This window comes from Kibdelosporangium philippinense, from assembly GCF_021390435.2.
Classification (GTDB): domain Bacteria; phylum Actinomycetota; class Actinomycetes; order Mycobacteriales; family Pseudonocardiaceae; genus Kibdelosporangium; species Kibdelosporangium philippinense.
This window is the reverse complement of the sequence record NZ_JAJVCN010000001.1, coordinates 154625-181125: the sequence shown is the minus strand read 5'-3', so window position 1 is coordinate 181125 and position 26501 is coordinate 154625. Positions and strand designations below refer to the sequence as shown.

Annotated in this window: 28 protein-coding genes; 9 read left to right on the top strand and 19 right to left on the bottom strand. The window is 63.7% G+C overall.

Annotation, left to right across the window (positions count from 1 at the left end):
• Window positions 1–5 precede the first annotated feature (5 nt).
• Entirely contained in the window at window positions 6–1253 is a 1248-nt protein-coding gene (gene pcaB, locus LWC34_RS00885) for a 3-carboxy-cis,cis-muconate cycloisomerase (protein ID WP_233722470.1), read from the top strand.
• Entirely contained in the window at window positions 1250–1984 is a 735-nt protein-coding gene (locus tag LWC34_RS00880; RefSeq protein ID WP_233722469.1) for an IclR family transcriptional regulator domain-containing protein, read from the top strand. Before pcaB ends, LWC34_RS00880 begins: the two co-directional genes overlap by 4 nt.
• Before the next feature lie 58 nt (window positions 1985–2042).
• On the opposite strand, the gene LWC34_RS00875 is transcribed toward LWC34_RS00880, so the two are convergent.
• The 13 genes from LWC34_RS00875 to LWC34_RS00815 form a co-directional block, all read right to left on the bottom strand.
• Complete coding sequence (locus LWC34_RS00875; protein WP_233722468.1) at window positions 2043–2525, bottom strand: hypothetical protein; 483 nt, start codon at window positions 2523–2525, stop codon at window positions 2043–2045.
• Window positions 2522–3010, bottom strand: a complete 489-nt coding sequence (locus tag LWC34_RS00870; protein WP_233722467.1) for an Rv1363c family protein — start codon at window positions 3008–3010, stop codon at window positions 2522–2524. The genes LWC34_RS00875 and LWC34_RS00870 overlap by 4 nt, the downstream gene beginning before the upstream one ends.
• Entirely contained in the window at window positions 3007–4230 is a 1224-nt protein-coding gene (locus LWC34_RS00865; protein ID WP_233722466.1) for an MCE family protein, read from the bottom strand. The genes LWC34_RS00870 and LWC34_RS00865 overlap by 4 nt, the downstream gene beginning before the upstream one ends.
• Window positions 4230–5399, bottom strand: a complete 1170-nt coding sequence (locus LWC34_RS00860; protein ID WP_233722465.1) for an MCE family protein — start codon at window positions 5397–5399, stop codon at window positions 4230–4232. The genes LWC34_RS00865 and LWC34_RS00860 overlap by 1 nt, the downstream gene beginning before the upstream one ends.
• Before the next feature lie 209 nt (window positions 5400–5608).
• Window positions 5609–6787: an MCE family protein gene (locus LWC34_RS00855; RefSeq protein WP_233722464.1), complete on the bottom strand. Its 1179-nt coding sequence runs from the start codon at window positions 6785–6787 to the stop codon at window positions 5609–5611.
• Window positions 6784–7821: an MCE family protein gene (locus LWC34_RS00850; RefSeq protein ID WP_233722463.1), complete on the bottom strand. Its 1038-nt coding sequence runs from the start codon at window positions 7819–7821 to the stop codon at window positions 6784–6786. The genes LWC34_RS00855 and LWC34_RS00850 overlap by 4 nt, the downstream gene beginning before the upstream one ends.
• Complete coding sequence (locus tag LWC34_RS00845) at window positions 7818–8849, bottom strand: MCE family protein (protein WP_233722462.1); 1032 nt, start codon at window positions 8847–8849, stop codon at window positions 7818–7820. The genes LWC34_RS00850 and LWC34_RS00845 overlap by 4 nt, the downstream gene beginning before the upstream one ends.
• Window positions 8846–10159, bottom strand: a complete 1314-nt coding sequence (locus LWC34_RS00840) for an MCE family protein (protein ID WP_233722461.1) — start codon at window positions 10157–10159, stop codon at window positions 8846–8848. Before LWC34_RS00840 ends, LWC34_RS00845 begins: the two co-directional genes overlap by 4 nt.
• Entirely contained in the window at window positions 10156–11016 is an 861-nt protein-coding gene (locus LWC34_RS00835) for an MlaE family ABC transporter permease (RefSeq protein WP_233722460.1), read from the bottom strand. The genes LWC34_RS00840 and LWC34_RS00835 overlap by 4 nt, the downstream gene beginning before the upstream one ends.
• A complete protein-coding gene (locus LWC34_RS00830; RefSeq protein WP_233722459.1) occupies window positions 11017–11811 on the bottom strand; it encodes an MlaE family ABC transporter permease in 795 nt (264 codons plus the stop codon).
• A gap of 7 nt (window positions 11812–11818) precedes the next feature.
• A complete protein-coding gene (locus LWC34_RS00825) occupies window positions 11819–12577 on the bottom strand; it encodes a glucose 1-dehydrogenase (protein ID WP_233722458.1) in 759 nt (252 codons plus the stop codon).
• Window positions 12577–14085, bottom strand: coding sequence for an aldehyde dehydrogenase family protein (locus LWC34_RS00820; RefSeq protein ID WP_233722457.1), 1509 nt, complete (start codon window positions 14083–14085; stop codon window positions 12577–12579). The genes LWC34_RS00825 and LWC34_RS00820 overlap by 1 nt, the downstream gene beginning before the upstream one ends.
• Before the next feature lie 10 nt (window positions 14086–14095).
• Window positions 14096–14944 (bottom strand): 3-oxoacyl-ACP reductase, encoded by an 849-nt coding sequence (locus LWC34_RS00815; RefSeq protein WP_233722456.1) that lies wholly within the window; start codon window positions 14942–14944, stop codon window positions 14096–14098.
• 241 nt (window positions 14945–15185) lie between these two features.
• Between LWC34_RS00815 and LWC34_RS00810 the strand changes: the two genes are divergently transcribed.
• The 3 genes from LWC34_RS00810 to LWC34_RS00800 are packed head-to-tail and all read left to right on the top strand — an operon-like array spanning window position 15186 to window position 18046.
• Window positions 15186–15782, top strand: a complete 597-nt coding sequence (locus LWC34_RS00810) for a dihydrofolate reductase family protein (RefSeq protein ID WP_233722455.1) — start codon at window positions 15186–15188, stop codon at window positions 15780–15782.
• Window positions 15783–15829: 47 nt separating this feature from the next.
• A complete protein-coding gene (locus tag LWC34_RS00805) occupies window positions 15830–17011 on the top strand; it encodes an acyl-CoA dehydrogenase family protein (protein WP_233722454.1) in 1182 nt (393 codons plus the stop codon).
• 15 nt (window positions 17012–17026) lie between these two features.
• Window positions 17027–18046 carry an acyl-CoA dehydrogenase family protein gene (locus LWC34_RS00800; RefSeq protein ID WP_233722453.1) on the top strand — a complete coding sequence of 340 codons (1020 nt, stop codon included), beginning with the start codon at window positions 17027–17029 and terminating at the stop codon, window positions 18044–18046.
• Here the strand turns inward: LWC34_RS00800 and LWC34_RS00795 are convergent.
• Together LWC34_RS00795 and LWC34_RS00790 are read right to left on the bottom strand one after the other, a co-directional pair.
• Complete coding sequence (locus tag LWC34_RS00795) at window positions 18032–18625, bottom strand: hypothetical protein (RefSeq protein ID WP_233722452.1); 594 nt, start codon at window positions 18623–18625, stop codon at window positions 18032–18034. The two genes, LWC34_RS00800 and LWC34_RS00795, sit on opposite strands and share 15 nt — an antisense overlap.
• 113 nt (window positions 18626–18738) lie before the next feature.
• On the bottom strand, window positions 18739–19167 hold the full coding sequence (locus tag LWC34_RS00790) for a nuclear transport factor 2 family protein (protein ID WP_233722451.1): 429 nt from the start codon (window positions 19165–19167) through the stop codon (window positions 18739–18741).
• A gap of 80 nt (window positions 19168–19247) precedes the next feature.
• Between LWC34_RS00790 and LWC34_RS00785 the strand changes: the two genes are divergently transcribed.
• Complete coding sequence (locus LWC34_RS00785; protein WP_233722450.1) at window positions 19248–19778, top strand: TetR/AcrR family transcriptional regulator; 531 nt, start codon at window positions 19248–19250, stop codon at window positions 19776–19778.
• On the opposite strand, the gene LWC34_RS00780 is transcribed toward LWC34_RS00785, so the two are convergent.
• The gene (locus LWC34_RS00780) at window positions 19768–19905 is read right to left on the bottom strand and encodes a TetR/AcrR family transcriptional regulator (RefSeq protein ID WP_233722449.1); all 138 of its coding nucleotides are present in this window, start codon (window positions 19903–19905) and stop codon (window positions 19768–19770) included. The genes LWC34_RS00785 and LWC34_RS00780 overlap by 11 nt on opposite strands.
• Window positions 19906–19937: 32 nt before the next feature.
• Between LWC34_RS00780 and LWC34_RS00775 the strand changes: the two genes are divergently transcribed.
• Window positions 19938–20228: a DUF3159 domain-containing protein gene (locus LWC34_RS00775; RefSeq protein WP_233722448.1), complete on the top strand. Its 291-nt coding sequence runs from the start codon at window positions 19938–19940 to the stop codon at window positions 20226–20228.
• A gap of 135 nt (window positions 20229–20363) precedes the next feature.
• Here LWC34_RS00775 and LWC34_RS00770 read toward each other — a convergent pair whose 3' ends face one another.
• Together LWC34_RS00770 and LWC34_RS00765 are read right to left on the bottom strand one after the other, a co-directional pair.
• Window positions 20364–21452, bottom strand: a complete 1089-nt coding sequence (locus tag LWC34_RS00770) for an NAD(P)H-dependent flavin oxidoreductase (RefSeq protein ID WP_233722447.1) — start codon at window positions 21450–21452, stop codon at window positions 20364–20366.
• Window positions 21452–23056, bottom strand: coding sequence for an acyl-CoA synthetase (locus LWC34_RS00765; RefSeq protein WP_233722446.1), 1605 nt, complete (start codon window positions 23054–23056; stop codon window positions 21452–21454). Before LWC34_RS00765 ends, LWC34_RS00770 begins: the two co-directional genes overlap by 1 nt.
• A 63-nt stretch (window positions 23057–23119) precedes the next feature.
• On the opposite strand from LWC34_RS00765, the gene LWC34_RS00760 reads away from it, so the two are divergent.
• Window positions 23120–23893, top strand: coding sequence for a crotonase/enoyl-CoA hydratase family protein (locus LWC34_RS00760; RefSeq protein ID WP_233722445.1), 774 nt, complete (start codon window positions 23120–23122; stop codon window positions 23891–23893).
• A gap of 53 nt (window positions 23894–23946) precedes the next feature.
• Here LWC34_RS00760 and LWC34_RS00755 read toward each other — a convergent pair whose 3' ends face one another.
• Window positions 23947–25464, bottom strand: coding sequence for an acyl-CoA synthetase (locus LWC34_RS00755; RefSeq protein ID WP_233722444.1), 1518 nt, complete (start codon window positions 25462–25464; stop codon window positions 23947–23949).
• Window positions 25465–25554: 90 nt separating this feature from the next.
• Between LWC34_RS00755 and LWC34_RS00750 the strand changes: the two genes are divergently transcribed.
• The gene (locus LWC34_RS00750; RefSeq protein WP_233722443.1) at window positions 25555–26496 is read left to right on the top strand and encodes a Zn-ribbon domain-containing OB-fold protein; all 942 of its coding nucleotides are present in this window, start codon (window positions 25555–25557) and stop codon (window positions 26494–26496) included.
• Window positions 26497–26501 lie beyond the last annotated feature (5 nt).

Below are 26501 nucleotides of genomic sequence, written 5' to 3'. Positions count from 1 at the left end.
ACGTCGTGTTCGACGAACTGTTCGGTGCACGGGACGACCAGGCTTGGTTGCGGGCCATGGTGGACGCCGAGAAGGCGCTGGCCGTAGCTCTGGCTAAGGCTGGCGTGATTCCCGCATCGGCCGCCGCTGAGATCTCGCAGTGTCCCGCCTCTTTTGATTCGGCCGAGCTTGGCAGAGCGGCTGTCGGGCCGGGGAATCCCGTGGTTGGTTTGGTTCAGGCGATGCGCAGCCGGGTTTCGGCTGAGGCCGGCCTGTATGTCCACTTCGGAGCAACCAGCCAAGACATTATGGACACCGCCGCGATGCTGCTGGCTCGCGATGCTGTTGGCTCGATGCTGGCCGATGTGGACGCTACGGCAGCTGCTTGCGCCCGGTTGGCTGACTCGCACCGGCGTACGATCATGATTGCTCGAACGCTTATGCAGCACGCTTTGCCGACGACTTTCGGGCTCAAGTGCGCTGGGTGGCTCGTGGCTTTGGATGAGGCTGCCTCGAGCCTCAGGCGTCTTCGGTTTTCCGCTCAGCTTGGCGGGGCTATCGGGACTTTGTCCGTGTTCGGCAATACCGAGGTGCCGCGGTTGTTCGCCGCTGAACTGGGCCTGTCCGAGCCTTTGCTTCCGTGGCACACCAATCGGACCAGGGTTGGCGAGCTTGCTGGGGCGCTTGGGGTTCTGGCCGGGGTGTTGGGCAAGATCGCTTTGGACGTGACGTTGCTGGCTCAGACCGAGGTCGGTGAGGTTGCTGAGGCTTCTGGCGGTGGCTCGTCCACTATGCCGCACAAGCAGAACCCGGTCCGCTCGGTGCTGATCACCGCCGGGGTCAAGCAGATTCCCGGGTTGGTGTCGACCATTCTCGCCGCGATGCCACAGGAGCATGAGCGGGCGGCGGGTGCCTGGCACGCTGAATGGGAAACACTGAATTCAATGTTCAGCATTCTAAGCACAGCGTGCAGCCGTACCCGAGACCTGCTGACCGGACTGCGGGTGGATGCTCAGCGTATGCGGACCAATGTGGACATGACCGGCGGCCTTGTAATGGCCGAGGCTGTGGTTACCGCGCTGGCGCCGTCAATCGGACGAGCCGCGGCTGCGGGCGTGGTGAAGGACATCGCGTCGTCCGGGCGCCCGTTCCGCGAGGCGTTGCTCAAGGACCCACGGGTCGGACTGTCCGAAGCAGACATCGACAAAGCATTGGATCCGGCCGAGTACCTGGGTTCGGCCGACGAATTCATAGATCGGGCGTTACAACGATGAGCGACTTCGTGCAGTCACTGGAACGCGGCCTCGCGGTCATCAGAGCGTTCGACGCCGACCACCCTGAGATGACACTCAGCGACGTCGCCAGAGTCACCGGATTGACAAGGGCAGCAGCACGCCGGTTCCTGCTCACGTTGGTTGACCTCGGCTACATGCGGACAGACGGGCGAATGTTCATGTTGCGCCCCAAGGTCCTTGAACTCGGTTACTCGTACCTGTCCAGTCTCGGGCTGCCCGACGTCGCCCAACCGCACCTGGAAAAACTGGCCTTGGAGGTCCACGAGTCCTGCTCGGTGTCCGTGTTGGACGGTTCGGACATCGTCTATGTGGCCCGTGTCCCCACCAAGCGGATCATGAAGGTGATGATCGAAATCGGCACCCGGTTCCCAGCGCACGCGACCTCAATGGGCCGCGTAATGCTTGCGGCACAGGACAACATGGACTTCCTCGACACTCCGCTGCCCGCGTTGACCGATCGTACGATCACTGATCCGGTGGAGCTGAAGGCGGAACTGGTCCGGGTGCGTGCCCAGGGTTGGAGCATGGTCGACGAGGAACTGGAGCACGGCCTGAGGTCGATCGCCGCGCCGATCCGCAACAAGGGCAAGGTGATCGGGGCGCTGAACATCTCGACGCACGTCAGCAGGCCGATCGACAGCGTGCACACAGAACTGGTGCCGCCCCTCCTGACCACGGCCGAAGCTATATCCAGAGACCTGCCCTCGTGAGTGGTTATCAGGGTTAGAACACGGATAACCACTCACGAGGGATTAGCAGCGTCCGGCCTTACAAGAACCGGATGTCGCTGATCTTCCAGGTCTCGCCTTCTTTGTCCGCGAAGATCAACAGCTGTGCCGCCGCGGATTCATGCTTATCCCCTTGCACGGTCTGCCGGTCGATGAAGACCAATAGCCGCGCGGAATTCGGGCTTAGGTCTGTCACCCCGATCGACCGTACCGCTGTCGTCAGCACCTGCTTGGTGTCGGCGGCATGCTTCTTGGCCGCCTCGAAGTCCGTGTTGTACTGATGAATCGCCGCGCCAGTCAACACTTCCTGAGCCGCGGCCGAAGTTCGATCCATCTGCCCGGGGTCATAGGAGAACACCGTGCGCAACGCCCGGCCAACCTGATCAGACACAGCCTGAGTACCCGCGACATCAACAAGAGCCGTATTCGAAGGCCCCGGCGACTGCGACAGCGAAAACCAGAGCGCCGCGCAGCCGAACAGGATGATCACGGCGCCGAGGATGCCCGCGATGGTCGGCTTCATGTCCCGACCACCTCCAGCGCACTGACCTTCCAGCCCATGTCGGTCCGCGCGAGGTCCACGTCCCACCGGCTCACGCTCTTGGTCGGCTGAGCACCGTTCTGGCTCACCGCGACCTCGACCGCGGCGATCATGTTCGCGGTCCCGTCGTACGTGTTCATTGAGGTTATCGCGGCGACGACCGGGTTCGCGTTGGCGACAGTCCTGGCATTCAAAGCGGCCTGCCGGTCAGTGTCCCGGTTGCGGTTCAAGCGTTCGAGCAACGGCCCGGTGGACGCCTCCCGCCAGCGATCAAAATCGGCGTCGAGGTTGTGGAAGTCCACTGTGTTCAACTCGACGACCTGACGCATGCCCAAGGCGAGCACCGCATCACGTTGCGAGGCCAAGTCGGCCCCTGCGCTGTCCGAAGCGTGCCACCAGCGCCAGCCCGTGAAACCGGCCGCGGCCACCGCCAGCACCGCGAGCACAACCAGAATCCGACCGATCACCTGGGCAAACCTAGCAACTGCCCGATATTCTGCAAACCGGAACCGCCGCGATTCAGCGAAAGCACGCCGGGAAGCTGCGGTTGCGCGGCCTGGCCACCCGACGGCACATGCTTCGGGACACCGGCGAAAGGCGCGTTCTGCGAACCCCGCACACCGATTGGGCTGTTCGGCGGTTCGGCACAGTAGGCGTTGCGGTTGACCGGGATAGGGTCAGTCTGGCTGGCGGACCGCTGTTTCGTCCCTTCGTAGCCCTTCACGCACGGCGGCGGGTCGAAGAAGTTCAGCATGATCCCGAGGTGTCCGGTGCCGTCCGGCGATGTGCTCGGCGTGAACGCGGAGATCACCGGGTACGCGACCATGAACTGCTCGATCGCGGCCGTCCGGCTGGTGGTGATGGTCGTGGTGGTCAGGAGGTTCGCGAACACCACACCAAGGTCCGGGCCGGACATCCGCAGGATGTCCACAACCTGGTCGGCCACCACCGGCGTGACCTGGATCAGCTTGCGCAGGTCGGGATCGGACGTCTTCAGCTGGGCGGAGAGCTTTTGTAGCCCGTCGGAGAACGCTCGCAACTTCTGGGCTTCCGCCTGTTGTCGTTCCAGGACTGTCCGCCCGGTGCTCAGCAAGCCGGTGGTTTGGGGCAGGTGCTGGCTCGCGGTGGCGGTGAACTGACCCGCGGAGTCCAGCAGCAGTTGGAGGTCGTTGCCGGTCCCGGCGAATGCCGTGTTCAACTCGTCCACGACCGTGCGCAACGAATCGACTGGCACGCTTCGAACCAGGCCGTCCAAGTTGGACAGCATGGTCTCGGTCGCCGGTGGAATGCTCGTGCGGTCACTCGGGATCACGGACCCTTCGCCTAGATAGGGACCGCGTTCGCTCGTAGGTTGCAAGTCCACGTACTGCTCGCCGATCGCGGACCGGTTGGCCACCGTGGCCTTGGTGTCGGCCGGGACCTCATGTCCGGTCTCCATCACGAGTTCGACGTCCACGCCTTGGTCAGTCAGGTGCATCTCGCCGACCCGGCCGACGGTCACTCCGCGATACGTGACCTCGGCGTTGGTGAAAATCCCGCCCGAGTCACGTAACTGCATGGTCACCACGTACCCACTGGCCCCGAACAACCGGTCCAGCCCGGCGTATCGGGCACCCGCGTACGTCACGGCAACCACCGCGATCACGATGAACGCCACAAACCGCCATTTGACGGCCCGGGTCAACATCAGCCACCTCCCAGCAATGTGCCAAGCAACCCCGCGAGCGGGCCCTGGTTGGCGGGCGGCACACCGTTCTGAGGCAACAGATCCGGCAGGATCGGCACGGGAATCGGCAGGGGCAGCGGACCAGTGTTGTCGCCATAGGACTGACCTGGCGGCGCGATCAACGTCTGCCCGGAGTTGGACAAGTTATTGATCATCTCGGTGAAGTCGAGGCTGAGCCGGGCGTCCACATTGAAGTAGTCACCCCGTACCGCATTGACCGCATAGGACGGATACGGATAGGTGACCAGGTATTCCAGTGCGATCGGAAGCTTGTCCCCGGTCTCCACGAGCTTGCGCAAGGTCGGTTCGAGAAGCTTCAGGTCCGCGACCAGATCTGCTTTGCTGCGATTGATCGTGTCCACGGCTACATCGGACAAGGTGTCGAGCGCGGTCAACATCCCCGTCAGCTGAGTCCGTTGCTGTTCAAGGACTTTCAGGCCCGGCGACAGGTTGTCCAGCGCGTTGGTCAGGTTGCCCGTCTGGCCTTTCAAGGTTCCGGACAGTTTGGTCAACCCATCGATCGCGCGCACGATGTTGCCGCGTTGATCGTCCAATGTCGACACCAGGTTCTTCACGTTGGCCAGCAACTCGCGGATCTGCTTCTCGTTGCCGGACATCGCTTGGTTGAGCTCGCCGACGATCGTCCTCAGTTGCTCGACTCCCCCTCCGTTGAGCAGCATCGACAGCGCGCCTAGAACCTCTTCGACCTCGGGATTGCGGTTGGTTCGGTTCAACGGGACCACCGCGCCATTGGTCAACTGGCCTTGGGGCGGCTCGCCAACAGGTTCACGCAGCTGGACGTACTTCTCCCCCAGCAGGCTGGATTGCCGCAGCTCAGCGCCCGCATTGGCTGGCAAAGTCACGGCTCCGTTGACCACCAGGGTCACCACGGCCATCTTGTTGTCCGGCGTCAGTTCAATCTTCGCCACCCTGCCGACGGAGACATCATTGACCTTCACGCTGGCCTGCGGCACAAGGTCGAGGACATCGCCGAACTGAGCGGTGATCGTGTACGGGTGCTCGCCAACATCCGCCCCACCTGGCAATGGGGTGTTGTACAGCCCGCCGAACCCACCCTCGGTGCATCCAGCCGCCACCATCGCCGCCACCACCAGCGGCATCACCTTCATCCCCACACCACCGCGACGGAACAAGACTGAACGTCGTGTCCACCGTTGCTTGCGAGTGTGTCCACCATTCCGACACAGTGAGATGCACTTTGCCGCACAGTGAAATTCCCGGCAGGGCTGGGCAACGTGCATTTCGGTGTGCCGGAACGGTGGACACGGCCTTCGGGAATGGTGGACACAGTGTGCTGGAACGGTGGACACGGCGTGGGTCATCGGCGCAGCACCTCCAGGAGGGGTACTGGCAGCGGGGGCAATGTGCCGTTTTGCAGGGCGGTTAGGGTTTCGGCTACCGAGGGGAGCTTCAGGGTGCCGTCGAGGACTGGCGCCAGTTTTTTGCAGATGTCGGTCAATGTCGCGGGGACTGCTTTGGGCGCGCCTTGTTCGATCAGGCGGCAGACCATCAGGATTGGCGGGTGGGTGAACTCGTTGAGGTCCGCGCGGACTCCGATCGTGCCGGATGCGGCGTCGTAGGAGTTGATCAGGTTCGAGGCGCCGACCGGTGCGACGTCGAGGATCTCGGCGATCGCCGCCCGCTGGTCGACCAAGGCCTTGGTCACGCCGGTCAGCTTCTCCACATTGGACGCCAGGAGGTCCTTGTTCTCCGCCACGAAGTCCTTGACATCGCCCAAAGCCACGGCCAATGAGCTCAGGGCCTCGGCGACTTCCTCACGGTCGTCCGCGAGGAACGTGCTGACATCGGCGAGTCGTCCGTAGAAGTCGTGCACAGCTTTGTCACTGTTGGCAAGGGCCTCGGTGAACTTGCCGAGACTGTCCACAGTGGCGAACAGGTCTTCCCGGGAACCTGACAACGTGTCCGCGGCCGCGGCGAGCTGCTTGACCGTGTCGTTGAGGTTCTGGCCGTTACCTTTCAAGGTTCCGGCCAGAGTGTCCAATAGCTCCGATACGGAACCATCCTTGTTGGCGCCGTTGGGGCCGAGGTCTGTGGTTAGCTTGTTCACGCTGTTGTACAGGTCGTCGAGTTCGACGGGTGATGCCGTGTCTGCCCGCGAGATCACGGCGCCGGAAGCCATGACCGGCCCGTCGGTGTAGGCGGGAGTCAGCTGGACGTACCGGTCGCTGACCAACGAAGGCGCGACAATAAAAGCCTTTGCCTGCGCAGGAACCTGGATTCCAGAGTCAAGGACCATGTCGACCTTGACCTCCGAGCCCACGGGCTGGACGTCGACGATCTCACCGACAGGAACACCGAGAATGCGGACCGCGGATCCTGAGTAGACACCCACGGTCTTGTCGAAGTAAGCCGTCACACGCATTCCGGCTGGAGTCCTGAGTAGCCACCACAAGCCGCCCGCCAAAATCAGGCCGAGCACGCACAACGTCGCGACCATCCTGGCCGCGCTGAGCTCGCGTTGGGTCCGGAAGGTCATCGGCCGCCTCCGGACGATGAGATCGGCGGCAGGCAGCCGTCCGGGTTGATCGTCAACCCGTTCGTCTTGCCTGGTCCGAGATTGATGTACGGCGGCAGCAACCCGCAGAGATAGCCCTCGAACCAGCGTCCGTTGCCGGTCGTGTTGGTCGAGATCCGGACGAACGGCGCGAGCGCGGCCAGGCCGCGGCTGAGGTTGTCCTGGTTTCGCTGCAGCAGCGAAGTCACCTTCTCCAGTTGCTGCAAAGTGGGTTTGAGCTGCGCCCAATTGTCTTTGACCAGGCCACGCAGCTCGGCTGCGAGGTCCCGAGTTCCCTTGAGCAGCTGGGTGATCGCATCCTTGCGGCGCTGGATCTCGGCGAGCAGCAGGTTACCGTCGTTGATCAGCTTGATGATCTGGTCGTTACGGCTGGCCAAGGTCTTGGATACCTGGCTGGTGTTGCCGAGCAACTCGGCAAGTGCCTTATCCCGGCTGGAGATCGTCTTCGACAGGGCAGAAAGGCCTTCGAGGGCGCCACGCATGTGCTCGGGCGTGTCCTTGAACGTGTCCGCGACAACCTTGAAACTCTCCGCCAGCTTAGCGGTGTCCAAGTTGTTCACTGTGCTGCTCAAGTCGCCGAGCGCCGCGTTCACGTCGTAAGGCGTGGTCGTACGGCTACGCGGAATCGGCGAGCTGGGGTCCTGCGCGCCTGTGCCGCCAGGTTCCAACGCGAGGTATTTCTCGCCGAGCAAGGTCTTGATACCGACGGCTGCCTTGGTCTGGTCGCCGAGACGGACATCGCGGACCTTGAACTTGACCCGCACCTGGTTCCCGGCCAACGCCACTGTGGACACTTCGCCGACCTTCACACCCGCGATCTGGACCTCGTTGCCGTCCGCCAAACCCGCGGCCTCGCTGAAGTACGCCGAATAGTGTGTGCCTGTACCAATGATCGGCAGATCGTCCGAAAAGAACACGGCCAGGGTGGACAGCACCAGAATGGCCAATGTGGACGCACCAACCACGGCCTGATTGCGTTCCTTGAGAGGCTTCACGGGCCGCACCTCTCCGGCATCTCGGTCGTCGGCACCGGAAGCAAGGACATCTGCAGGTTCAACGCCGAGATCCCGACCGTCCCGGACATACGGCACAGGTAGAAATTCAGCCAACTGCCATAACTGACGGCACGAGTGAACGTATCGGCGCGATTCTCCAAACCCTTGAGCATCCCGTCCAACAACGGTTCCTGCTTGTTCAAGGTCTCGGACAGCGTGCCAAGCAACCCGATGTCCTGCTTCAAAGCTGGTCTGGCCTGCTGCAACAGGCCCGAGGTGGTATCGGTCAACGATCCGAGCGCTGAGATGGCTTCACCAATCGGCTGGCGGTCACCCGACAGGCCGGACACCAACTGCTGCAGACTCAGAATCAGGTCCGATACCTGGTCGGTCCGATCGTTCACGGTGGTCAGGACGGTGTTGAGGTTGTTGACGAGTTCGCCGATCATCTTGTCACGGCCCGCGATCGTGGACGTCAACGTCGCGGTGTGCCGAAGAATGCCGTCGACCGTGCCGCCCTCGCCCTGCAGCACCTGGATGATCTCGAACGCCAGCTTGTTCACATCCGCCGGGCTCAACGCCTGGAACAACGGCCGGAACCCATTGAACAGCACAGTCAGGTTCAGCGCCGGTTTCGTGCGCTCGATCGGGATCGTTCCGCCGGGTTCGAGCAACTGGGAACTGCCCGCGCCTGTCCCCAACGACAGGTACCGCTGCCCGACAAGGTTGCGGTACTTCACCGTCGCGGTTGCCGATGCGGGCAGTCGACGACCCGCGTCGATGTCGAACAGGACCTCGGCGTACTTGTCCTCGACGACCGAAAGCGACTCGACCGTCCCCACTTTCACGCCGAGAATGCGCACGTCATCGCCGATCTTCAGGCCGGACGCGTCGACAAACCTCGCACGGTATGCGGACGTCTCGCCGAAGTTGCTGTTCGCGATGGTCGCACCGAGCAACGCCGTCAGCGTGACCGTGACAACCGCGAATACGACCATCTTGATGATCGGGCCGGTGACACTCCTCATTCGACAGTCACCTCCGCCCCGCGATACACCGGCGCCACCAGGAAACTGGTCCATCTCGGCACTTCGTCCGGCCGAACACCCAGCTTCGGCGCCAGTAACAGCGACACCAGTTCCAGCTCCGACTTGGTGTTCTCCACGCCCGCGGCTTGCGGTGAAGTCGAGCCGGGGATGATCGAGGTCGCGCCGGTGTTGCGGGGCGGCGGCGGTTTCACCGAACCGTCCTTGATCGGCCCACCCGGCGGGTACTGCGGGAACACCGCGGGCAGCTTGACCTGCTCGTAGCAACGAGGTCCGCGTTTGTCGTCGAACCTCGGAATGTCCACACCGGGCAGATACTTGCCGCGGTTTCCGGTGAACTCCAACGTCACCCGCATCATGTTCGGGTGTGCCTGTCCCTTGCCGAACGCCGCTTCCGCAGCGGGGACACGGTCGGCGATCTGCTCGAGCATGCACGGATACTCGGGCGCGTACTTGGCAAGGACGTCCAGCGTCGGTTTCGACGTGACCACGAGGTTGATCAGGTTGTTCTTGTTGACCTGAATGAAGTTCCCAAGATCGATCGAGGCGTTGGTCAACGAGCCGAACAGGTGCTGCAGGTTCGCCTGTTCCTCCACAATGGTCTTGGTCGTGGTCGTCAGATCGGACAGTGCCTGCAGCAGGTCCGGCGCGGCTTCGTTGGTCGTCTCCGCGACCGAAGCAAGCAGTTGGATGTCCGCGGTCAGGTCGGGCAGCGCCGGGTTTATCTGCTTGAGGTAGTCGTTGAGCTGTACCAACGTCTCGCCCAGTTGCTTGCCTCGGCCCTGCAGCGCGGTGGCGATGGAGTTCAGCGTCATCGCCAGTTTTTCCGGCTGGACGGCTTGCAGGACCGGCATCACGTTGTTCAGCACGCGTTCCAGCTCGATCGCCGATGAGCTGCGGTCCTGCGGGATCACCGAGCCTTCGAGCAAACGCTTGCTCTCGGGCCGTTGCGGCACCTGCAACGCCACGTACCGTTCACCGAACAAGGTCTTGGGCAACAGCCGCGCGGACACGTTCGCCGGGATCACGTCGACCTTGTCCGGCTGCAGCGCCAGATCCAGCACCGCGTGGTCGCCCATCGCACGGATCGACCGCACCTCGCCGACGATCATCCCGCGGACCTTCACGTCCGCACCGGCGCGCATCTGGTTGCCGACGGTGTCGGTCTGCAGGCTGACCATCACCACCGGCGTGAACACCTTGCGGTACCCGGCGATCGTCAACGCCAGGAACAGCGCGATGATCACCAGGAACACCAGTCCCAGCACGTGGTACTTGATCCGGCCTATCATCCGGCTATCCGTACGGTCGTGGACGAACCCCAGATCGCCAGGCTGAGAAAGAAGTCCAAGATGGACAGCATCACGATCGCCGCCCGCACCGCGCGGCCGACCGCCACGCCAACGCCTGCCGGTCCGCCGGAAGCCGTGTAGCCGTAGTAGCAATGCGTCAGGATCACGACCACGCTGAACACGATCACCTTGAGGAACGACCAGAGCACGTCCTCGGGCGGCAGGAACAGGTGGAAGTAGTGGTCGTACGTGCCCGCAGACTGGCCGTAAAAGTAGACAGTGACGGCCCGTGAGGCCAAATAGGAGGACAGCAGACCCACGGCGTACAACGGGATCACGGCCGCGATCCCGGCGAGGACTCGGGTTGTGACCAAATAGGGCATGCTCGGCACGGCCATCGTCTCCAAAGCGTCGATCTCCTCGGAGATCCGCATCGCCCCAAGCTGCGCGGTGAATCCACAACCGACAGTCGCCGAGAGCGCCAGCCCAGCGGAAAGCGGAGCCACCTCACGGGTGTTGAAGTACGCCGACAGGAACCCGGTCAGCGCGCCGGTTCCCAGTTGGTTGAGGGAAGAATAGCCTTGCAGGCCCACGATCGTGCCGGTGAACAGCGTCATCCCGATCATCACGCCGAGCGTGCCGCCAATGACCGCGAGCGCACCAGTGCCGAAGCTGACCTCGGTCAGCAGGCGCATGACCTCTCTGGAGTATCGGCGGATTGTGCGCGGCGCCCACGCCAATGCCCTGGCGTAGAAGGACAACTGCCTGCCGAGATGTTCGAGGCCGGTGAACGGGCGCGCCGCGAGGTCCAAGATCGCCGACCTCGGCTCCTGGTCCCGGGGTTCCACGGCCGTCATCTACAAGCCCTTCGACGGCACGATCCGCAGGTAGATCCCGGTCAGCACGACGTTGATCAGGAACAGCAGCAGGAACGTGATCACCACGGCCTGGTTGACCGCGTCACCGACACCTTTCGGCCCGGCCGCGGGGTTGAGGCCACGGTATGCCGCGACGACCCCGGCGACGAAACCGTACAACAGCGCCTTGATCTCGCTGATCCACAGGTCCGGAAGTTGCGCCAGTGCGTTGAAACTCGCCAGATACGCACCGGGCGTGCCGCCTTGCATGATCACGTTGAAGAAGTAGCCGCCCATCGTGCCGACCACGCTGACCAGGCCGTTGAGCAAAACGGCCACCACCATCGCGGCCAGCACGCGCGGCACGATGAGCCGCTGGATCGGCGACACGCCGAGCACTTCCATCGCGTCGATCTCTTCACGGATCTTGCGGGCGCCGATATCCGCGCACACCGCCGATCCACCCGCGCCAGCCACGAGAAGCGCTGTGATCAGCGGACTTGCCTGCTGAACAATCGCCAGCGCGCTCGCGGCGCCGGTGAACGACTGCGCGCCGATCTGCTGGGTCAAGGAACCGAGCTGTAGCGCGATCACCGCACCGAACGGAATCGCGACCAGCGCCGTCGGCAGAATCGTGACGCTCGCGAAGAACCAGCATTGCTGGATGAACTCGCGGAACTGGAACGGGCGTCTGGGGATCGCCCGCAGCACTTCCCAAGCGAGCGTCGAGATCCGCCCCACCTGGCGCAGCGCGGCCACGCCAGGTGTCTTGGACCTCTTGGTGGTGGGAGTCATAGGACGTTCAAAGTAGAGAGTGTGTGGCGGTCGCGCCACCGTCCGCGACGAATTCCGCTCCAGTGGAGTACGAACTTTCGTCGCTGGCGAGGAAAACTTGCAGGTTGGCGATTTCCTCGGGTTGCCCGCACCGGCGCAGGGCCACGCGCTTGCCCACTCGTTTCATGTCCACTTCGGCGCCACCGGCCGCGTCGCGGACCATCTGGGTGTCGATCACTCCTGGGTGAATCGAGTTAACTCGTATATTCAGGTGGCCGAGTTCCATCGCGGCCGCCTTGGTCATCCCGCGGACGGCGAACTTGCTCGCGGTGTACGCCATCAGGAACGCCATGCCGCCGAGGCCTTCCACCGACGACACGTTGATGATCGAGCCGCCCTTGGCTTCGGTCAGCGCCGGGATCACCGCCCGCATGCCGAGGAACGTGCCGACCTGGTTGACCTTGATCACCCGCTCGTATTCGGCGAGCGAGGTATCGACGATGGACTTCACGTGGACGATTCCAGCGTTGTTCACCAGCACGTTCAACGAGCCGAACTCGGTCAGCGTCCGTTCGACCGCGGCCGTCCAGTCCTCTTCGGACGTCACGTCGAGGTGCTGGTACACCGCCGCGTCACCGAGTTCGGCGGCGAGTTCCTTGCCCTGTTCGTCAAGGATGTCCGCGATCGTCACGCGGGCGCCTTCCTCGACGAACCGCCTGGCTGCCGCCGCGCCCTGTCCTCGCGCGGCGCCGGTGATGAGTGCGACCTTCCCGTTCAAGCGCGTCATCACATCATCGCCTCGGTCAGCGGCATCATCACGGATTTCAGTTCGGTGTACGCCTCGTAGGCCGACCGTCCGCCTTCCCTGCCGATCCCGGACTGCCGGTACCCGCCGAACGGAAGATGCGGCTCGACTTGGAAGCCGTTGATGCCGATCGATCCCGCGCGCAACCGCTTGGCCACGCGGAACGCCTGCCGGACATCCTTTGTGTACACACCGGCGCCAAGGCCGTATTCGGTGTCGTTGGCCAGCTTGATCGCTTCGTCCTCATCGGAGAAAGGTACGACCGCGAGTACCGGGCCGAAGATCTCTTCCTGCGCGATGGTCATCGTGTTCTCGACGTCCGCGAACAAGGCGGGCGCCACGAAGTTTCCGTTGCTGTAGTCGCCGTCGAGCCGGGTTCCACCTTGGACAAGTCGGGCACCTTCCTCTTGTCCTTTTTGGATGTAGCCGAGGACTCGGTCGAGCTGGCGTTCGTTGATCAACGGGCTGGCGAGCACGCTTGGCTCGAACGGATCGCCGTAGGTCATGTATCCAGCAACGCCTTGTGCCACAGCGAGGAACTCGTCGTAGACGTCACGGTGAACAAGCGCTCGGCTCTGCGCGATGCAGGCCTGTCCGGACAGTCCCATCGTGACCATGCCCATCGCGGTCGCCGCCGCCAGCGCGACTTCGGCTTCCGGGAACACGATCGCCGGGCTCTTGCCGCCGAGTTCCATTGAGACGCGCTTCAGCGTTCCGGCCGATGCTTCGACGATTCGCTTGCCGACCGCGCGGCTACCCGTGAAACTGATCTTGTCGACGAGCGGGTGCGTGATCAGTGCTTCGCCGGTCGGGTCGCCGGGGCCGGTCACGACGTTCACCACGCCCTCGGGCAGCCCGGCTTCCAGGAGCAGCTCAACCATCCTGAGCACGGAAAAGCTCGCGTATTCGGACGGTTTGAGCACGACCGTGCATCCAGCGGCCAGCGCAGGGCCGAGCTTCTGGGCGAACAACAGGAAAGGTGCGTTCCACGGCAGGATCGCTGCCACCACACCGACGGGTTCACGGAAGGTCACGGCGAGTTTGTCGCCGCCCTGGTAGCCGGGGAACGTCTCGCCGCCAGCCTTGTCGATCCAGCCCGCGTGGTGGTCGAACACGTCCGCGGCCACCCCAACGCTGGCCGCGTAGATGTTGCCGAACGTCTTGGGCACGCCGTTGTCCAGCGCCAGCCGGGAAAGCAGGTCGTCGTTGTTCTCCCGCAGCAAGGCGCTGAACTTGTGCAGGACGCGGACCCGTTCGCTGACTGTGGCCCGCGGCCACGGCCCTTCGTCGAAGGCCTGCCGGGCGGCCTTCACGGCAGCATCGACGTCTTCGGCGCTGGCGATCGGGAACGAGCCGATGTCCTCGTGGGTCGCCGGGTGCTTGTGTGTCCACGTGGCGCCGTCGCTGCTGGCCCGCCACTGTCCGCCGATCAGCAGCAATCCGTCCTTGAGGCCCACGTCGTCGCGATGCGCGAGCATACTGAGCGTCATGACTTCCCTTCTAGGACAGTGACATTGTTTCCATACACGCGAACGTCTTCTTGGGATCACGCGCTTGGAAAGTCGTTGTCAGGTCGTCGAAACTGGTGAAGGTCTGCTCCACGGTCGGCGCGCCCATCAGCGCGACCATCCCGCCGTGCACGACGAACAGCTGGCCGTTGATCTTGTCGGCCGCGGGTGAGGCCAGGTAGGCCACGAAACTGCCGACGTGATCGGGCGACAGCGGGTCGTCGCCGTCGGGTGCTTCGCCGAAGACGTCGGCGGTCATGGAGGTCCGGGCGCGCGGGCAGATCGCGTTCGCCCGGACCCCGTACTTCGCCAGTGACCGGGCACTGGTCAAAGTCAACGCGGTGATACCGGCCTTGGCGGCGGCGTAGTTCGGCTGACCGCCCGAACCCATCAGGAACGCCTCGGACGAGGTGTTCACGATCCGCGCGTACACCGGTTCACCGGACTCTTTGGACTGTTCACGCCAGTACGCGGCAGCGTTGCGGGACAACAGGAAATGCCCGCGCAGGTGGACCTTGACGACCAGATCCCATTCCTCGTCGGACATGCTGAACAGCATCCGGTCGCGGAGCACGCCCGCGTTGTTGACCAGGATGTGCAGGCCACCAAAGCGTTCGATGGCTGTCCGAGTCAACGCGTCCGCGGTGTCCCTTTCGGACACATCGCCCGGCACGAACGCGGCTTTGCCGCCGTGCTCCTCGACCTCCGCGAGTACGTCGGATTCGGCGAGGTCGCCGAGCACCACGTCGGCGCCGGCCTTGGCCAGCGCGACAGCCTCAGCACGGCCGAGACCGGCGGCAGCACCGGTGACTACCGCGACTTTCCCGTCTAGCGGCCTCACACCCTGCCTCCTGTCCGAGCATGGCTGCGTCGCAGCTCACACTAGAATAGGTTCTCAGACGTGACAAGGCCGTCGACCAGGAGACTCTTACGACGATCAGTAACAGGTTCTACATCGAACGATCGTCCGGTTCGCCCTGTTAACGAAAATCCCCCGAAAAAAGTGACGGCCAGCCAGTCGATGAGTTCCGCTCCCGTTCGACGTTCTACCAAAGGACGGACCAGAACCAAGGAGCACCGACATGGGCAAGGTAGTCGCAGGCGCGAGCATGTCCCTCGACGGATACGTCGCCGGGCCGGATCAGAGCGGCTTCGAGCACCTCTTCGACTGGTACAACAACGGCGATGTCGCGATGCCTGTCGGCGGCGAGGGCACGCGGCTGGACCTGAAGATGTCCCAGGTCAGCGCCAGCCGGTTCACTGAGCTGATCCAGGCGACCGGTGCGCTGGTCGTCGGCCGGTTCCTGTACGACCAGACCAACGGATGGGACGGCGAGCACCCGATGCAGTGCCCGGTTGTCGTCCTCACGCACAACCCACCGGAGCAGCACTCGGAGCACTTCGTCTTCGTCACCGAGGGCATCGAGGCCGCCGTGGCCAAGGCCAAGGAGATCGCCGGTGACAAGAACGTGGGCCTCAACAGCGGCACCATCACCCGCCAGGCGCTGGACGCCGGCCTCGTGGACGAGCTGGAAGTGGATCTGGTTCCAGTCATTCTCGGCGGCGGAACGCCCTTCTTCGGCGCCATCGCCAACGTACCGGTGAAACTCCAAGGTCCGGTCTCTGTCATCGAAGGAACTGGCGTGACGCACCTCAGCTACTTGGTCACCAAGGGCTAGCCGGGCTATGGTGAACTAGAACGCGTTCCACTCCGGGAGGTCGTCTGGTGCGCATCACCTACACGCCCGAGCAGGAAGAGCTGCGCCGCGAGCTGCGCGAGTACTTCTCGGCGCTGATGACGCCCGAACGCAGGCAGGCGCTCGCGTCGGACGGCGGTGAATACGGCGACGGGTCCGCGTACAAGGAGGTCGTCCGGCAGATGGGCCTGGACGGCTGGCTGGCACTCGGCTGGCCGTCGGAGTACGGCGGTCAGGACCGGTCCGCGATGGACCAGCTGATCTTCAACGATGAGGCGGCCATCGCGGGCGCGCCGGTCCCGTTCCTGACGATCAACACCGTCGGCCCGACGATCATGCGGTTCGGCACGCCGGAACAGCGGGCGAAGTACCTGCCGGGGATCTCGGGCGGCCAGACCCATTTCGCGATCGGGTATTCCGAGCCGGAGGCGGGCACCGACCTGGCGTCGCTGAAGACGCGCGCGGTTCGTGACGGCGACGACTACCTGATCAACGGCCAGAAGATGTGGACAAGCCTGATCCAGTACGCGGACTACGTGTGGCTGGCGTGCCGGACCGACCCGGAAGCGGCCAAGCACAAGGGCCTGTCGATGATCATCGTGCCGACGGAGACGCCGGGTTTCTCGTGGACGCCCGTGCACACCGTGTCAGGTGTGATGACCAGTGCGACGTACTACCAGGACGTGCGCGTTCCGGTGACCAACCTGGTCGGCACGGAGAACCAGGGCTGGCCGCTGATCACCAACCAGCTCAACCACGAGCGCGTCGCTTTGACGTCGTCCGCGCCGGTCCGCAACGCGCTGCGGGACGTCATCGAGTGGGCGCAGAACACCAAACTGCCCGACGGCAGGCGCGTGATCGATCAGGAATGGGTCCAGCTGCACCTGGCCCGGGTGCACGCGAAGGCCGAGTTCCTCAAGCTGATGAACTGGCGGATCGCTTGGGGCGTCGAGCATTCGCCCAAGCCCGCGGACGCGTCGGCGACCAAGATCTTCGGCACCGAGTTCGCGACCGAGGCGTACCGGCTGCTCATGGAAGTCCTCGGGACCAACGCTTACGTACGCACCGGCTCGCGGGGTGAGCTGATCGGCGGGCGGATCGAGCGACTGCACCGGGGCGCGCTGATCCTGACGTTCGGCGGCGGCACCAACGAGGTGCAGCGCGACATCATCGCGGGCGTCGGCCTGAAACTGCCGCTGGCCAAACGCTGAAAGGGCATCGCACCGATGGATTTCTCGTTCTCCGAGGCACAGATCGAGCTCGCCGGGCTGACCCGCTCGATCATGGCCGACCTGACCGACGCGCGGTTGCGAGCGGCCGAGTCTGGTGACGACCGGATCGACGCCTCGCTGTGGCAGGCGCTGGCAGGCTCGGGAATCCTGTCAGTGACCGACTTCGGCCTGCTCGAACACTGCAGCATCCTGATCGAGCTCGGCCGCGCGGTCGCGCCAGTCCCTTATCTGCCGTCGATTGTCGCCGCTTCGGCGTTGGCCGAGTTCGGTTCGCTTGACTCGCCCGAAGCCATTCACACGGTGGCTTTGTCGGACGACGAAGTGTTCGCTTCGCCCACATCGGACGGATGGACGTTGTCGGGGATGAAGTCCTGTGTCCCGACAGGCGGTATAGCGTCCCTGATTCTCGTGCCTGCCACGACTCCTGATGGTGTCAGGGTTTTCGTGGTCAAACCATCTGAAGTGGCCATCACGCGGCAGCGGATCGTCGACGGCGACAGCGAAGCGTTGCTCGAGTTCGCTGACGTGGCCGTGGATTCTTCGCGTGTGCTCGGCGGGGCTGAAGTCGCCGACTGGCTTGTCACCAGGATGACAGTCGGGCTTTGCGCGCTTCAGCTTGGCGTGGCGGAACGCGCTTTGGAACTGACCGCGGAGCATGCGCGCACCCGGGTGCAGTTCGACCGTCCAATTGGATCGTTCCAGGCAGTGGCACAACGGCTCGCTGACGCCTATGTGGACGTTGAAGCGATCCGGCTGACCTTATGGCAGGCGGCTTGGCGCGTCAGCGAAGGACTTCCCGCGGAGACCGAGGTCGCCAGCGCGAAGTTCTGGGCGGCCGACGCTGGGCACCGGATCGCCCATACCGCCGTACATGTGCACGGCGGTATGGGAATCGATACGGATCACCCGTTGCACCGGTACTTCGTTGCAGCCAAACGAAACGAGTTCACCCTCGGGGGCGCGACCGCGCAGCTGCGCAAGATCGGCGCCGCGCTCGCGTCAACGCCCGTTTGACCGCAGGTAGTCGCCCGTACCCGAGCCAGCGGACAGGAACAGCCCGACCATCGGCATGATCGCGAAGAACACCGGGAAGATCGACAGTCCCACCGCGAAACCCTGCGCGTAGTAGTCGCTGACCAAGGCAGCAGCGTTCACGCTCGCCCCGATGACCATGACCAGGTAGAAGGCACAGATCGCCAATTCGAGCGCGGCGCCGCAGAGGTAAAGGACGCGAGACTTGCCGGACAACAGCTGCACCGATCCAATGGTCAGCAGCAGCAAGCCGACGAGTTGGGCGGTCGCCAGCGACCAGAAGACGAGCGCGGAGTAGTCCTGTTCAGACGTCGAAGCGAACAGGGCAGCGAACAAGAGGCCCGTCGTCAGCAAAGTGATGCCAGCTTGGACGAACCCAAGTACCGCGGCAGCGGTGACCGAGCCCGGTCTACCGTTGGGCTGCGGGCCATAGGCCATCGGGTATGGCGGCGGGTACATCGGCTGCCCGGCGGGGTAGCCGTATTGTTCCTGTGGTGTCTCGAATCCAGGGACCGGCGAGTGGTTTCCAGGGTAGGGTTGTTGACCGTACTGATTGGACATGCGGCTCCTCGGGACTCCGGGTGTTGCCGAGTATGTCGCCGGATCACACGATTTCGTGACAGTTTGTGGCAAATTGGTTCCGATGGCGGCAACCGGGCCGCCAAACGTGCCCTTCAGGGCAGCGACTTTTTCATTGCTGCGACAAGGGTTTCGAGCTGACCGCGACTGTAGGCAATAGACATGTGATCAAAGTAATCCCGAGATTCGATGATCTGCCCGTCGCGCACGCGAAGCACGAAGATCGCCGGCTGCGTGAACGGCTTACCGTTCACGGTGCCCCGGTATTCGAACTCAGCGACGATGACCTCAGGATCCGTCGTCTCGTGAATGGTGATGTTGACTGGCGTTCGGCGGATCTCCGGACCTGCGCCGGTTGGCGTGAAATGCTCGCGCAGTTCGTCCCGAGTCCGCAGAGCGGGTGCGCGAAGCGGATCAAACGGATGCACGACGTGAGTCTGTTCCGCATAGAGATCCGGCAGTTCCCGCCAGCGCCCCTCGACGACACCGTTGACGAGCGCCAAAAACACCTCGCGTGGACTCATGAGATCCCCCTGCTAACATCCGGAGTCCCGACTCCGCAAATATACGGAGTCCTCACTTCGGATGTCAATCAGGTGGAGCGATGAGGGTCGACGCACGCATCAACCGTGACCGAATCCTGGACACCGCCGAAGAAGTCTTCGGCGCAGGCGGAGCGTCCGCGTCCACGGAGGAAGTGGCCCGCCTGGCCGGAGTCGGCATCGCCACGGTGTTCCGCCACTTCCCCACCAAAGCGATCCTGCTGGAAGCCGTTCTCGTCCGACGCTTCGACCGACTACGCGCACAAGCCGAAGCATTGCTCGACGCCGCCGACCCAGGCCCAGCATTCCTCGATTTCTTCGCCCAGGTCGTCGCGGACGCAACGTCAAAAATCGCCATCGGCGAAGCTTTGCTTGACGCAGGCGGGAACGGCGACGACGCCACGCAGTCCTCTCAGAAACTCCGGGAGACCGTCGGCATTCTGCTGAAGCGTGCACAGGAAGCCGGGTCCATCCGCGCCGACGTCGAACTGCCTGAGGTTTACGCGTTGCTGGTCGCCACATCCCAAGCGCGTCTGGAGACCGAGGTGAAGGAACGCATGCTCGCCATCGTCTTTGATGGCCTCACTGCTTAACGGTCAGACACTGTTGCACGAGCGGGCCGAACATGGCGGCCAGTTCGTCAACCGATGCCGACGCGATCGGCTCGATGTGGACGATATATCTGGCGACCGCTAGCCCCAGGATCTGGACGTTGACCATTCCCGCGCGCAGGGCGGCATCCGGTGTGCCGAGTGCGCCGCGTGTTCGCCGTCGTGCGGCTGTGTACAGACCGTAAGATCTGGCAGCCCGCGATTGGGTTGATCGTGGTCGGGGTGTCCTCGATGCTGGCCGGAAAGTCTGGGCAGACGGTCGACTTCTACCTCACTGCCGTGCTGATGCAGGCAGGCGGCGGCGTGGTGTTCCTGGTGTCCATTTTGGTGCGATGGCCGGTCATTGGGTTGGTGATGAGCAAGTACGCGGTGACTCGCCCCGCGATCGTCGGTATTACGTGTGCACGGCGATATTCCTGGCGAAGTTCGTGATCGGCACGGCAGTGCTAGTGCCGCTTTACTTGACCGGAGAAGTGATCCCGCTCGGCATCGCCGTCACGCTGCTGGGCGGAGCGCCCGCGGCTGGCATTTGCCTCTACCTGTGCTGGCGGATCCTGCGCGAGGAAGTCACAGATTCTTCAGTCGTCCCAACGTCTCCTCAGTCTCACTGAGCAACGTCGCCATGACGTCCGCCACCGGCCGGACTGCCGACATGCGGCCGACGATCTGACCAACAGGCATCGAAACCACGGCCGGGTCGTTCGCGCGATGAATCCGGTTGTGCGCCTCGGCGACCAACAAGTTCTGCAGCGGCATCGGCAGCGGCTCGGGCGCGTCATCCGACGCCCATGCGTCCGTCCACTTGGTCTTCAACAAACGAGCCGGTTTGCCCGTATAGATCCGTGTTCGGACGGTGTCGCTGGAACTCGCGCCGAGCAAAGCCTCCTGCATGGCGGATTCGCCCAACGACTGCGTGTATTCCTCAGTCGTCAGCCAGTACGAACCCATCCACACGCCATCGGCACCCAGCGCCAACGCAGCCGCGACCTGCCGACCACTGCCGATCCCACCAGCCGCGAGCACGGGAACGTCAACAGCATCAACAATCTCCGGCACGAGCACCATAGTCGCGATCTCACCAGTATGTCCACCAGCCTCATAACCCTGCGCCACAACGAGATCAACACCATTGGCAACATGGCTACGAGCGTGCTCAGCCTTCCCCGCCAAAGCAGCCACCAGGACACCATGGTCATGGGCTCGGGCAATGACATCCGCGGGCGGTGACCCGAGTGCGTTGGCGATGAGCTTGACCGGGTGTTCCAATGCGACGTCCACATGCGACCGAGCAACCGAGTGCAGCCACCCAAGGACTCCGGCACGCCCTTCATCCGCGAGCGGCGGGACACCGAGCCGCTGCAATGTCCGTTCGACGAAGTCCTTGTGTCCTGGCGGGATCAGCTTGTCCAGGTCGATGGCCGCGCCCTCGGTCGGGACCTTGGCAGGCATCACGATGTCGACGCCGTACGGTTTGCCGTCCGTGTTGTCGTCCATCCAGTCGAGAACCTTGGCGAGATCGGCTGCGTCGTTGAACCGGACGCAGCCGAGCACACCGAGGCCGCCTGCCCTGCTGATCGCGGCGGCCACATGTTCGGACGGTGTGAAGCCGACGATCGGATGCTCGATCCCCAGCGTGTCACACAGTGGTGTGTGCACTATTTCACCGCTACCGTCGTGTGTTCAGTGGCTTCGTTCTCGCTCGCGTGCGCCAAAGCCCAGCGATAGTCGGGCTTTCCGCTTGGCGACCGCTTGACCTCGTCAACCAGCCACAGGCTGCGCGGCACCTTGTAGCCAGCGATCTCGCTGCGAGCATGGGCATCCAATGAGGACAATGTCGGCGTCTTGCCTGGACGCGGTTGCACGACAGCCGCGACGCGTTGGCCGAACCGTTCATCCGGGACACCGATCACCAGTGCGTCGAACACGTCCGGATGCGACTTCAAGGCACCTTCCACCTCTTCTGGGAAGATCTTCTCGCCGCCGGAGTTCACGCACATGTTGCCACGCCCCAAAAGCGTGACCGTGCCGTCTTCCTCGACACGCGCGAAGTCGCCTGGCACCACGTAACGCTTTCCGTTGACCTCGGTGAACAGCGCCTTGGTCTTGGCTTCGTCCTTGTAGTACCCCAACGGGATGTTGCCGCTGCGCGCGAGCCTGCCAACGACACCTGGGGGCACCGGGTTGTTGTTCTCGTCGATCACGGTGTTGTCCGCGTCGATCTTGACGCGTGGCCCGCCGCGGTGCTCGACTCCCTTTTGGACGATGCTGAGGCCGGAGAACCCCGCCTCCGACGAGCCGATCGAGTCGGTGATCACCACGTTCGGCAGCGCGGCAAGGTACTGGTCCTTGACCGACGGCGAGAACAACGCGGCCGTGCTCGCGATCGCGACCACTGAGGACGTGTCGTACTGACCTTCCTGCAACGCTTCGATCATTGGCCTGGCCATCGCGTCGCCGGTGATCAGGATGATCTGCGCCTTGTGCTTCTCGATGGTCCGCCACACCTCGTGCGGCTCGAACTGGGGAACGAAAACGACTGTGCCACCGGAGAAGAAGCTCTGCAGCGCGGCCCATTGCGTGGCGCCGTGGATCAACGGCGGGATCGGGAACCGGATCAGGCTGTACTGCAGGCCGGTATTGGCCTGGTGCCATTCGTCCTCGACCCGGGCACCGGTCATGAAGTCGATGCCGCCGCCGAGCACGCGCCACACGTCTTCATGCCGCCACACCACACCTTTGGGATTTCCCGTGGTGCCACCGGTGTAGAGGATGTAGGTGTCGTCAGCACTGCGCGGCGCGAAGTCGCGTTCGGGACCGCCCTGGCTGAGCGCGTGTTCGTACTCGCAGCCGGCGTAGTCCAGCCCCGAGTCATCATCAACAACAATAACGTGTTCCAGTTTGTTGGTTCTTGCCATCGCGACCTTGTCGGCGTAACACCGCTCGTGCACCAGTGCCACCAGGTCCGCGTCCTCGAAGATGTACCGCAGTTCGCTTGCCACATAGCGGTAGTTGACGTTCACCGCGACGGCGCGAAGCTTGTACGCGGCGAGCATGGTCTCGACCGCCTGAATCGAATTTCGCGAGTACACACCCACGTGCGAACCCTTGCCGACGCCCTGCGCGGCCAGGTAGTGCGCGAGCCGGTTGACGCGCTCCTCCAACTGGGAGTAGGTGACCCGGCGATCGCCGCAGATCGCGGCGACCCGCTCGGGCACGACATCAACGGCGTGCTCGACGAGATCGGCGATGTTAAAGGTCACCGACCCAAAGTAGAACATGTTACTGTTCCGAACAATCCCCCGTTCCGTGCAGGAAGGAACTCGATGGACTGCCTGGTAGAGCAGCAGGGGCACGTACTCATCGTGACCATGAACCGCCCGGAGGCACGCAACGCGTTGTCCGCGGAGATGATGGCGATCATGCGCTCGGCCTGGGACCAGGTGGACAACGATGAATCGATTCGGGCGTGCATCCTGACCGGCGCCGGCGGGGCGTTCTGCGCGGGCGCGGATCTGAAAGCGATGACGTCGAGCCATCCGGGTGACACCGCGTCCGATTGGGATCTCTCAGTAATCGAGCCGTTGTTGAAAGGACGTCGGCTGACCAAACCTTTGATCGCGGCTGTCGAAGGGCCCGCGATCGCCGGTGGGACCGAGATCCTGCAAGCGACCGACATCCGGGTAGCCGGGGAGGGCGCCCGTTTCGGCGTTTCCGAACCACGCTGGGGCCTGTTCCCACTGGGCGGTTCCGCCGTTCGGTTACCTCGCCAGATCCCTTATACAGTCGCCTGCGATCTTTTGCTGACTGGCCGTCACATCACCGCGGCGGAGGCTTTGCAGTTCGGCTTGATCGGTCACGTGGTCCCGGACGGCCAAGCTTTGGCCAAAGCGCTGGAACTGGCCGCGTTGATCGCCGCCAACGGCCCGCTGGCCGTACAGGCGATCCTGCGCACGATCCGGGAAACCGAAGGTATGGCGGAGAATGACGCGTTCAAGATCGACGCCCGCCTTGGCATGGACGTATTCCGCAGCGAGGACGCGAAGGAAGGCCCGCGAGCCTTCGCCGAGAAGCGCACACCCGAGTTCCGGGGCAGGTAAACCCTCGTGAGTGGTTAGCGGTGTTCTAACCCGACTAACCACTCACGAGGGTCTTACAGGTAGTTCGCGCGCAGCTTTCGTTTGTACAGCTTGCCGTTCGGGTCGCGCGGCATCTCCTCGATGTAGTCGATGCTGCGTGGCAGTTTGAACTTGGCGAGCCGGGACTTCGCGTACTCCAACAGCTCCTCGGTCAGCGAATCATCGGCTACGACGCCAGGAGCGGGCTGCACGACGGCCTTGATCTCCTCGCCCCAGTCGGCGTGCGGCAGGCCGAAGACGGCGATGTCGGCGACCTTGGGGTGAACCGCCAGCTCACCCTCGATCTCCGCCGGGTAGATGTTCACACCACCGGAAATGATCATGTCGGCCTTGCGGTCGTGCAGGTACAGATACCCGTCCTCGTCCAGGTGCCCGACGTCGCCGAGCGTGAACAGATCCCCGACCCGCGAGGCCAAGGTCTTCGCTTTGTCCTTGTGGTACTCGAAGGTCGACGCGCCCATCTTCATGTACACCAAGCCTAGTTCGCCGACAGGCATGTCGTTGCCGTGATCGTCAAGCACCCGCACGACTGAACCCGGCCACGCCTTGCCTACCGAACCCGGCTTCCGAAGCCATTCCTCGGCGGTGATCGAAGTCCCGCCGCCTTCAGTCGCCGCGTAGTACTCGACGACAACCGGGCCCCACCAGTCGAGCATCCGGCGCTTTGTCTCAAGAGGACATGGCGCCGCGCCGTGGATCATCACACGCAGTGACGACACGTCGTAACGAGCCCTTGTGGACTCCGGCAAAGCCATCAGCCGATGGAACTGTGTTGGCACCATGTGGCTGTGGGTCACCCGGTGCTCCTGAATCAGCCGGAGCATCTCTTCCGGCTCCCACTTCTCCATCAGGACGACCGTATGTCCCATTTGGATCGAAATGCCCGCGAAGTTCAGCACTGCCGTGTGGTACAGCGGTGATCCGCAGATGTGCACGTGCTCGTCGAACGGTTTGATGCCGAAGATCCCGAAGAACCACATCGACGCGGGCGGCACGTCGTCTGGATCCCCACCGGTCAACGGCCGCCGCACGCCTTTCGGGCGGCCGGTTGTCCCGGAGGTGTAGACCATCGGCGCGCCCGCGGTGCGCGCCTCGGGACGGCCAGGTGAGGCGGACGCGCCCAGCGCGTCCAACGGCTGGAAGCCCGGAATGTCACCGACTGCGAACTTCGCGTCGACCGCGTTTCCGGCTTCTGCCGCCATTTCGGCGAACCGTTCGTGCGCGATGAAGACCTTCGCCCCGCTGTCCTCGACGATGTACGCGACCTCCGGCCCGACCAAGTGCCAGTTCACCGGCACGACGTACAGCCCGGTCTGCAGCACCGCGAAGTAGAGCGCCAGCAGGTCCGCCGAGTTGGGCAGCGCCATCACGACCGTGTCGCCGGGTTGCAGACCCAGTTCCTGGAAGCCGCGGCCGAACCGGTTGGCGCGCGCCGCCAGCTCTTGGTAGGTCACCACGGCACCGTCCGGGTCGACGACGGCCGGATGATCGGGCAGGTCAGCGGCGATGTTCCAGAGCCCTATCGCGGTCATACCGCAAACTTAGAACGTGTTACAAGTCGAGACAAGGCCTTGCGTGACGCATGTTTGCCAGTCCAGCGATAACGTGTTTCACTTTCTGTCGTGACCCAGCTCAGCGCGCCGCTCAACGTCGAATTCGACTACACCCGGTCGCTCGGCCCGGTTCTCGGCCGATTCATCACCGGCCTGCGTGACCGGCGGATCGAGGGCATCCGGGGCGACGACGGCCGCGTGCACGTGCCGCCGGTCGAATTCGACCCGATCACCGCGCGCAGACTCACCGAGTGGGTCGAGGTCGCGCACGCGGGCACCGTCCAGACGTGGGCATGGGTCCCCGAACCCGACGAAGGCCAGCCGCTGGACAAGCCGTTCGCGTGGGCCTTGATCAAACTCGACGGCGCCGACACGGCCATGCTGCACGCGGTCGACGTTCCCGGCCCCGAGCACATCCAGACAGGCATGCGCGTCCGGGTGCGCTGGGCGGCCGAACCTGTCGGCAGCATGCACGACATCGCGTGCTTCGAGCCCGGTGAAGAAGTGGAAACCCAAGCAGCGCAAGGTGAACCGGTCACGATGCTGACAACACCCGTCCGCCTGCTTTACACGCACACCGCGTCCCGCGAGGAGACCCGGTACCTCAACGGTCTGCAAGAAGGACGCCTGCTTGGCCAGCGATGTCCCGCGTGCCAGAAGGTCTACATCCCGCCGCGAGGTGCGTGCCCGACCGACGGAGTGCCCACAGTGGACGAAGTCGAACTGCCGGACCGGGGCATCGTCACGACCTTCTGCATCGTCAACCTGCCGTTCCTCGGTCAGCGCATCACTCCGCCTTACGTGACCGCGTATGTCCTGCTCGACGGCGCCGACATCGCGTTCCAGCACCTGATCCTCGGCTGTGAAGCCTCGGAGGTCCGGATGGGCATGCGCGTGAAAGCGGTATGGCGGCCGCGTGCGGAATGGCAGCCCTCGCTAGCCAACATCGACCACTTCGAACCGAGCGGCGAGCCGGACGCGCCGTTCGAAACCTACTCCCAGCACCTGTGAGGCAC

Bases quoted from the DNA above. Each gene is read 5' to 3' on its own strand.
- LWC34_RS00880 (WP_233722469.1), top strand. From the start codon at position 1,250: ATGAGCGACTTCGTGCAGTCACTGGAACGCGGCCTCGCGGTCATCAGA.
- LWC34_RS00875 (WP_233722468.1), bottom strand. From the start codon at position 2,525: ATGAAGCCGACCATCGCGGGCATCCTCGGCGCCGTGATCATCCTGTTC.
- LWC34_RS00865 (WP_233722466.1), bottom strand. From the start codon at position 4,230: ATGTTGACCCGGGCCGTCAAATGGCGGTTTGTGGCGTTCATCGTGATC.
- LWC34_RS00860 (WP_233722465.1), bottom strand. From the start codon at position 5,399: ATGAAGGTGATGCCGCTGGTGGTGGCGGCGATGGTGGCGGCTGGATGC.
- LWC34_RS00855 (WP_233722464.1), bottom strand. From the start codon at position 6,787: ATGACCTTCCGGACCCAACGCGAGCTCAGCGCGGCCAGGATGGTCGCG.
- LWC34_RS00845 (WP_233722462.1), bottom strand. From the start codon at position 8,849: ATGAGGAGTGTCACCGGCCCGATCATCAAGATGGTCGTATTCGCGGTT.
- LWC34_RS00840 (WP_233722461.1), bottom strand. From the start codon at position 10,159: ATGATAGGCCGGATCAAGTACCACGTGCTGGGACTGGTGTTCCTGGTG.
- LWC34_RS00835 (WP_233722460.1), bottom strand. From the start codon at position 11,016: ATGACGGCCGTGGAACCCCGGGACCAGGAGCCGAGGTCGGCGATCTTG.
- LWC34_RS00830 (WP_233722459.1), bottom strand. From the start codon at position 11,811: ATGACTCCCACCACCAAGAGGTCCAAGACACCTGGCGTGGCCGCGCTG.
- LWC34_RS00825 (WP_233722458.1), bottom strand. From the start codon at position 12,577: ATGACGCGCTTGAACGGGAAGGTCGCACTCATCACCGGCGCCGCGCGA.
- LWC34_RS00820 (WP_233722457.1), bottom strand. From the start codon at position 14,085: ATGACGCTCAGTATGCTCGCGCATCGCGACGACGTGGGCCTCAAGGAC.
- LWC34_RS00810 (WP_233722455.1), top strand. From the start codon at position 15,186: ATGGGCAAGGTAGTCGCAGGCGCGAGCATGTCCCTCGACGGATACGTC.
- LWC34_RS00800 (WP_233722453.1), top strand. From the start codon at position 17,027: ATGGATTTCTCGTTCTCCGAGGCACAGATCGAGCTCGCCGGGCTGACC.
- LWC34_RS00795 (WP_233722452.1), bottom strand. From the start codon at position 18,625: ATGTCCAATCAGTACGGTCAACAACCCTACCCTGGAAACCACTCGCCG.
- LWC34_RS00790 (WP_233722451.1), bottom strand. From the start codon at position 19,167: ATGAGTCCACGCGAGGTGTTTTTGGCGCTCGTCAACGGTGTCGTCGAG.
- LWC34_RS00785 (WP_233722450.1), top strand. From the start codon at position 19,248: ATGAGGGTCGACGCACGCATCAACCGTGACCGAATCCTGGACACCGCC.
- LWC34_RS00780 (WP_233722449.1), bottom strand. From the start codon at position 19,905: ATGGTCAACGTCCAGATCCTGGGGCTAGCGGTCGCCAGATATATCGTC.
- LWC34_RS00760 (WP_233722445.1), top strand. From the start codon at position 23,120: ATGGACTGCCTGGTAGAGCAGCAGGGGCACGTACTCATCGTGACCATG.
- LWC34_RS00755 (WP_233722444.1), bottom strand. From the start codon at position 25,464: ATGACCGCGATAGGGCTCTGGAACATCGCCGCTGACCTGCCCGATCAT.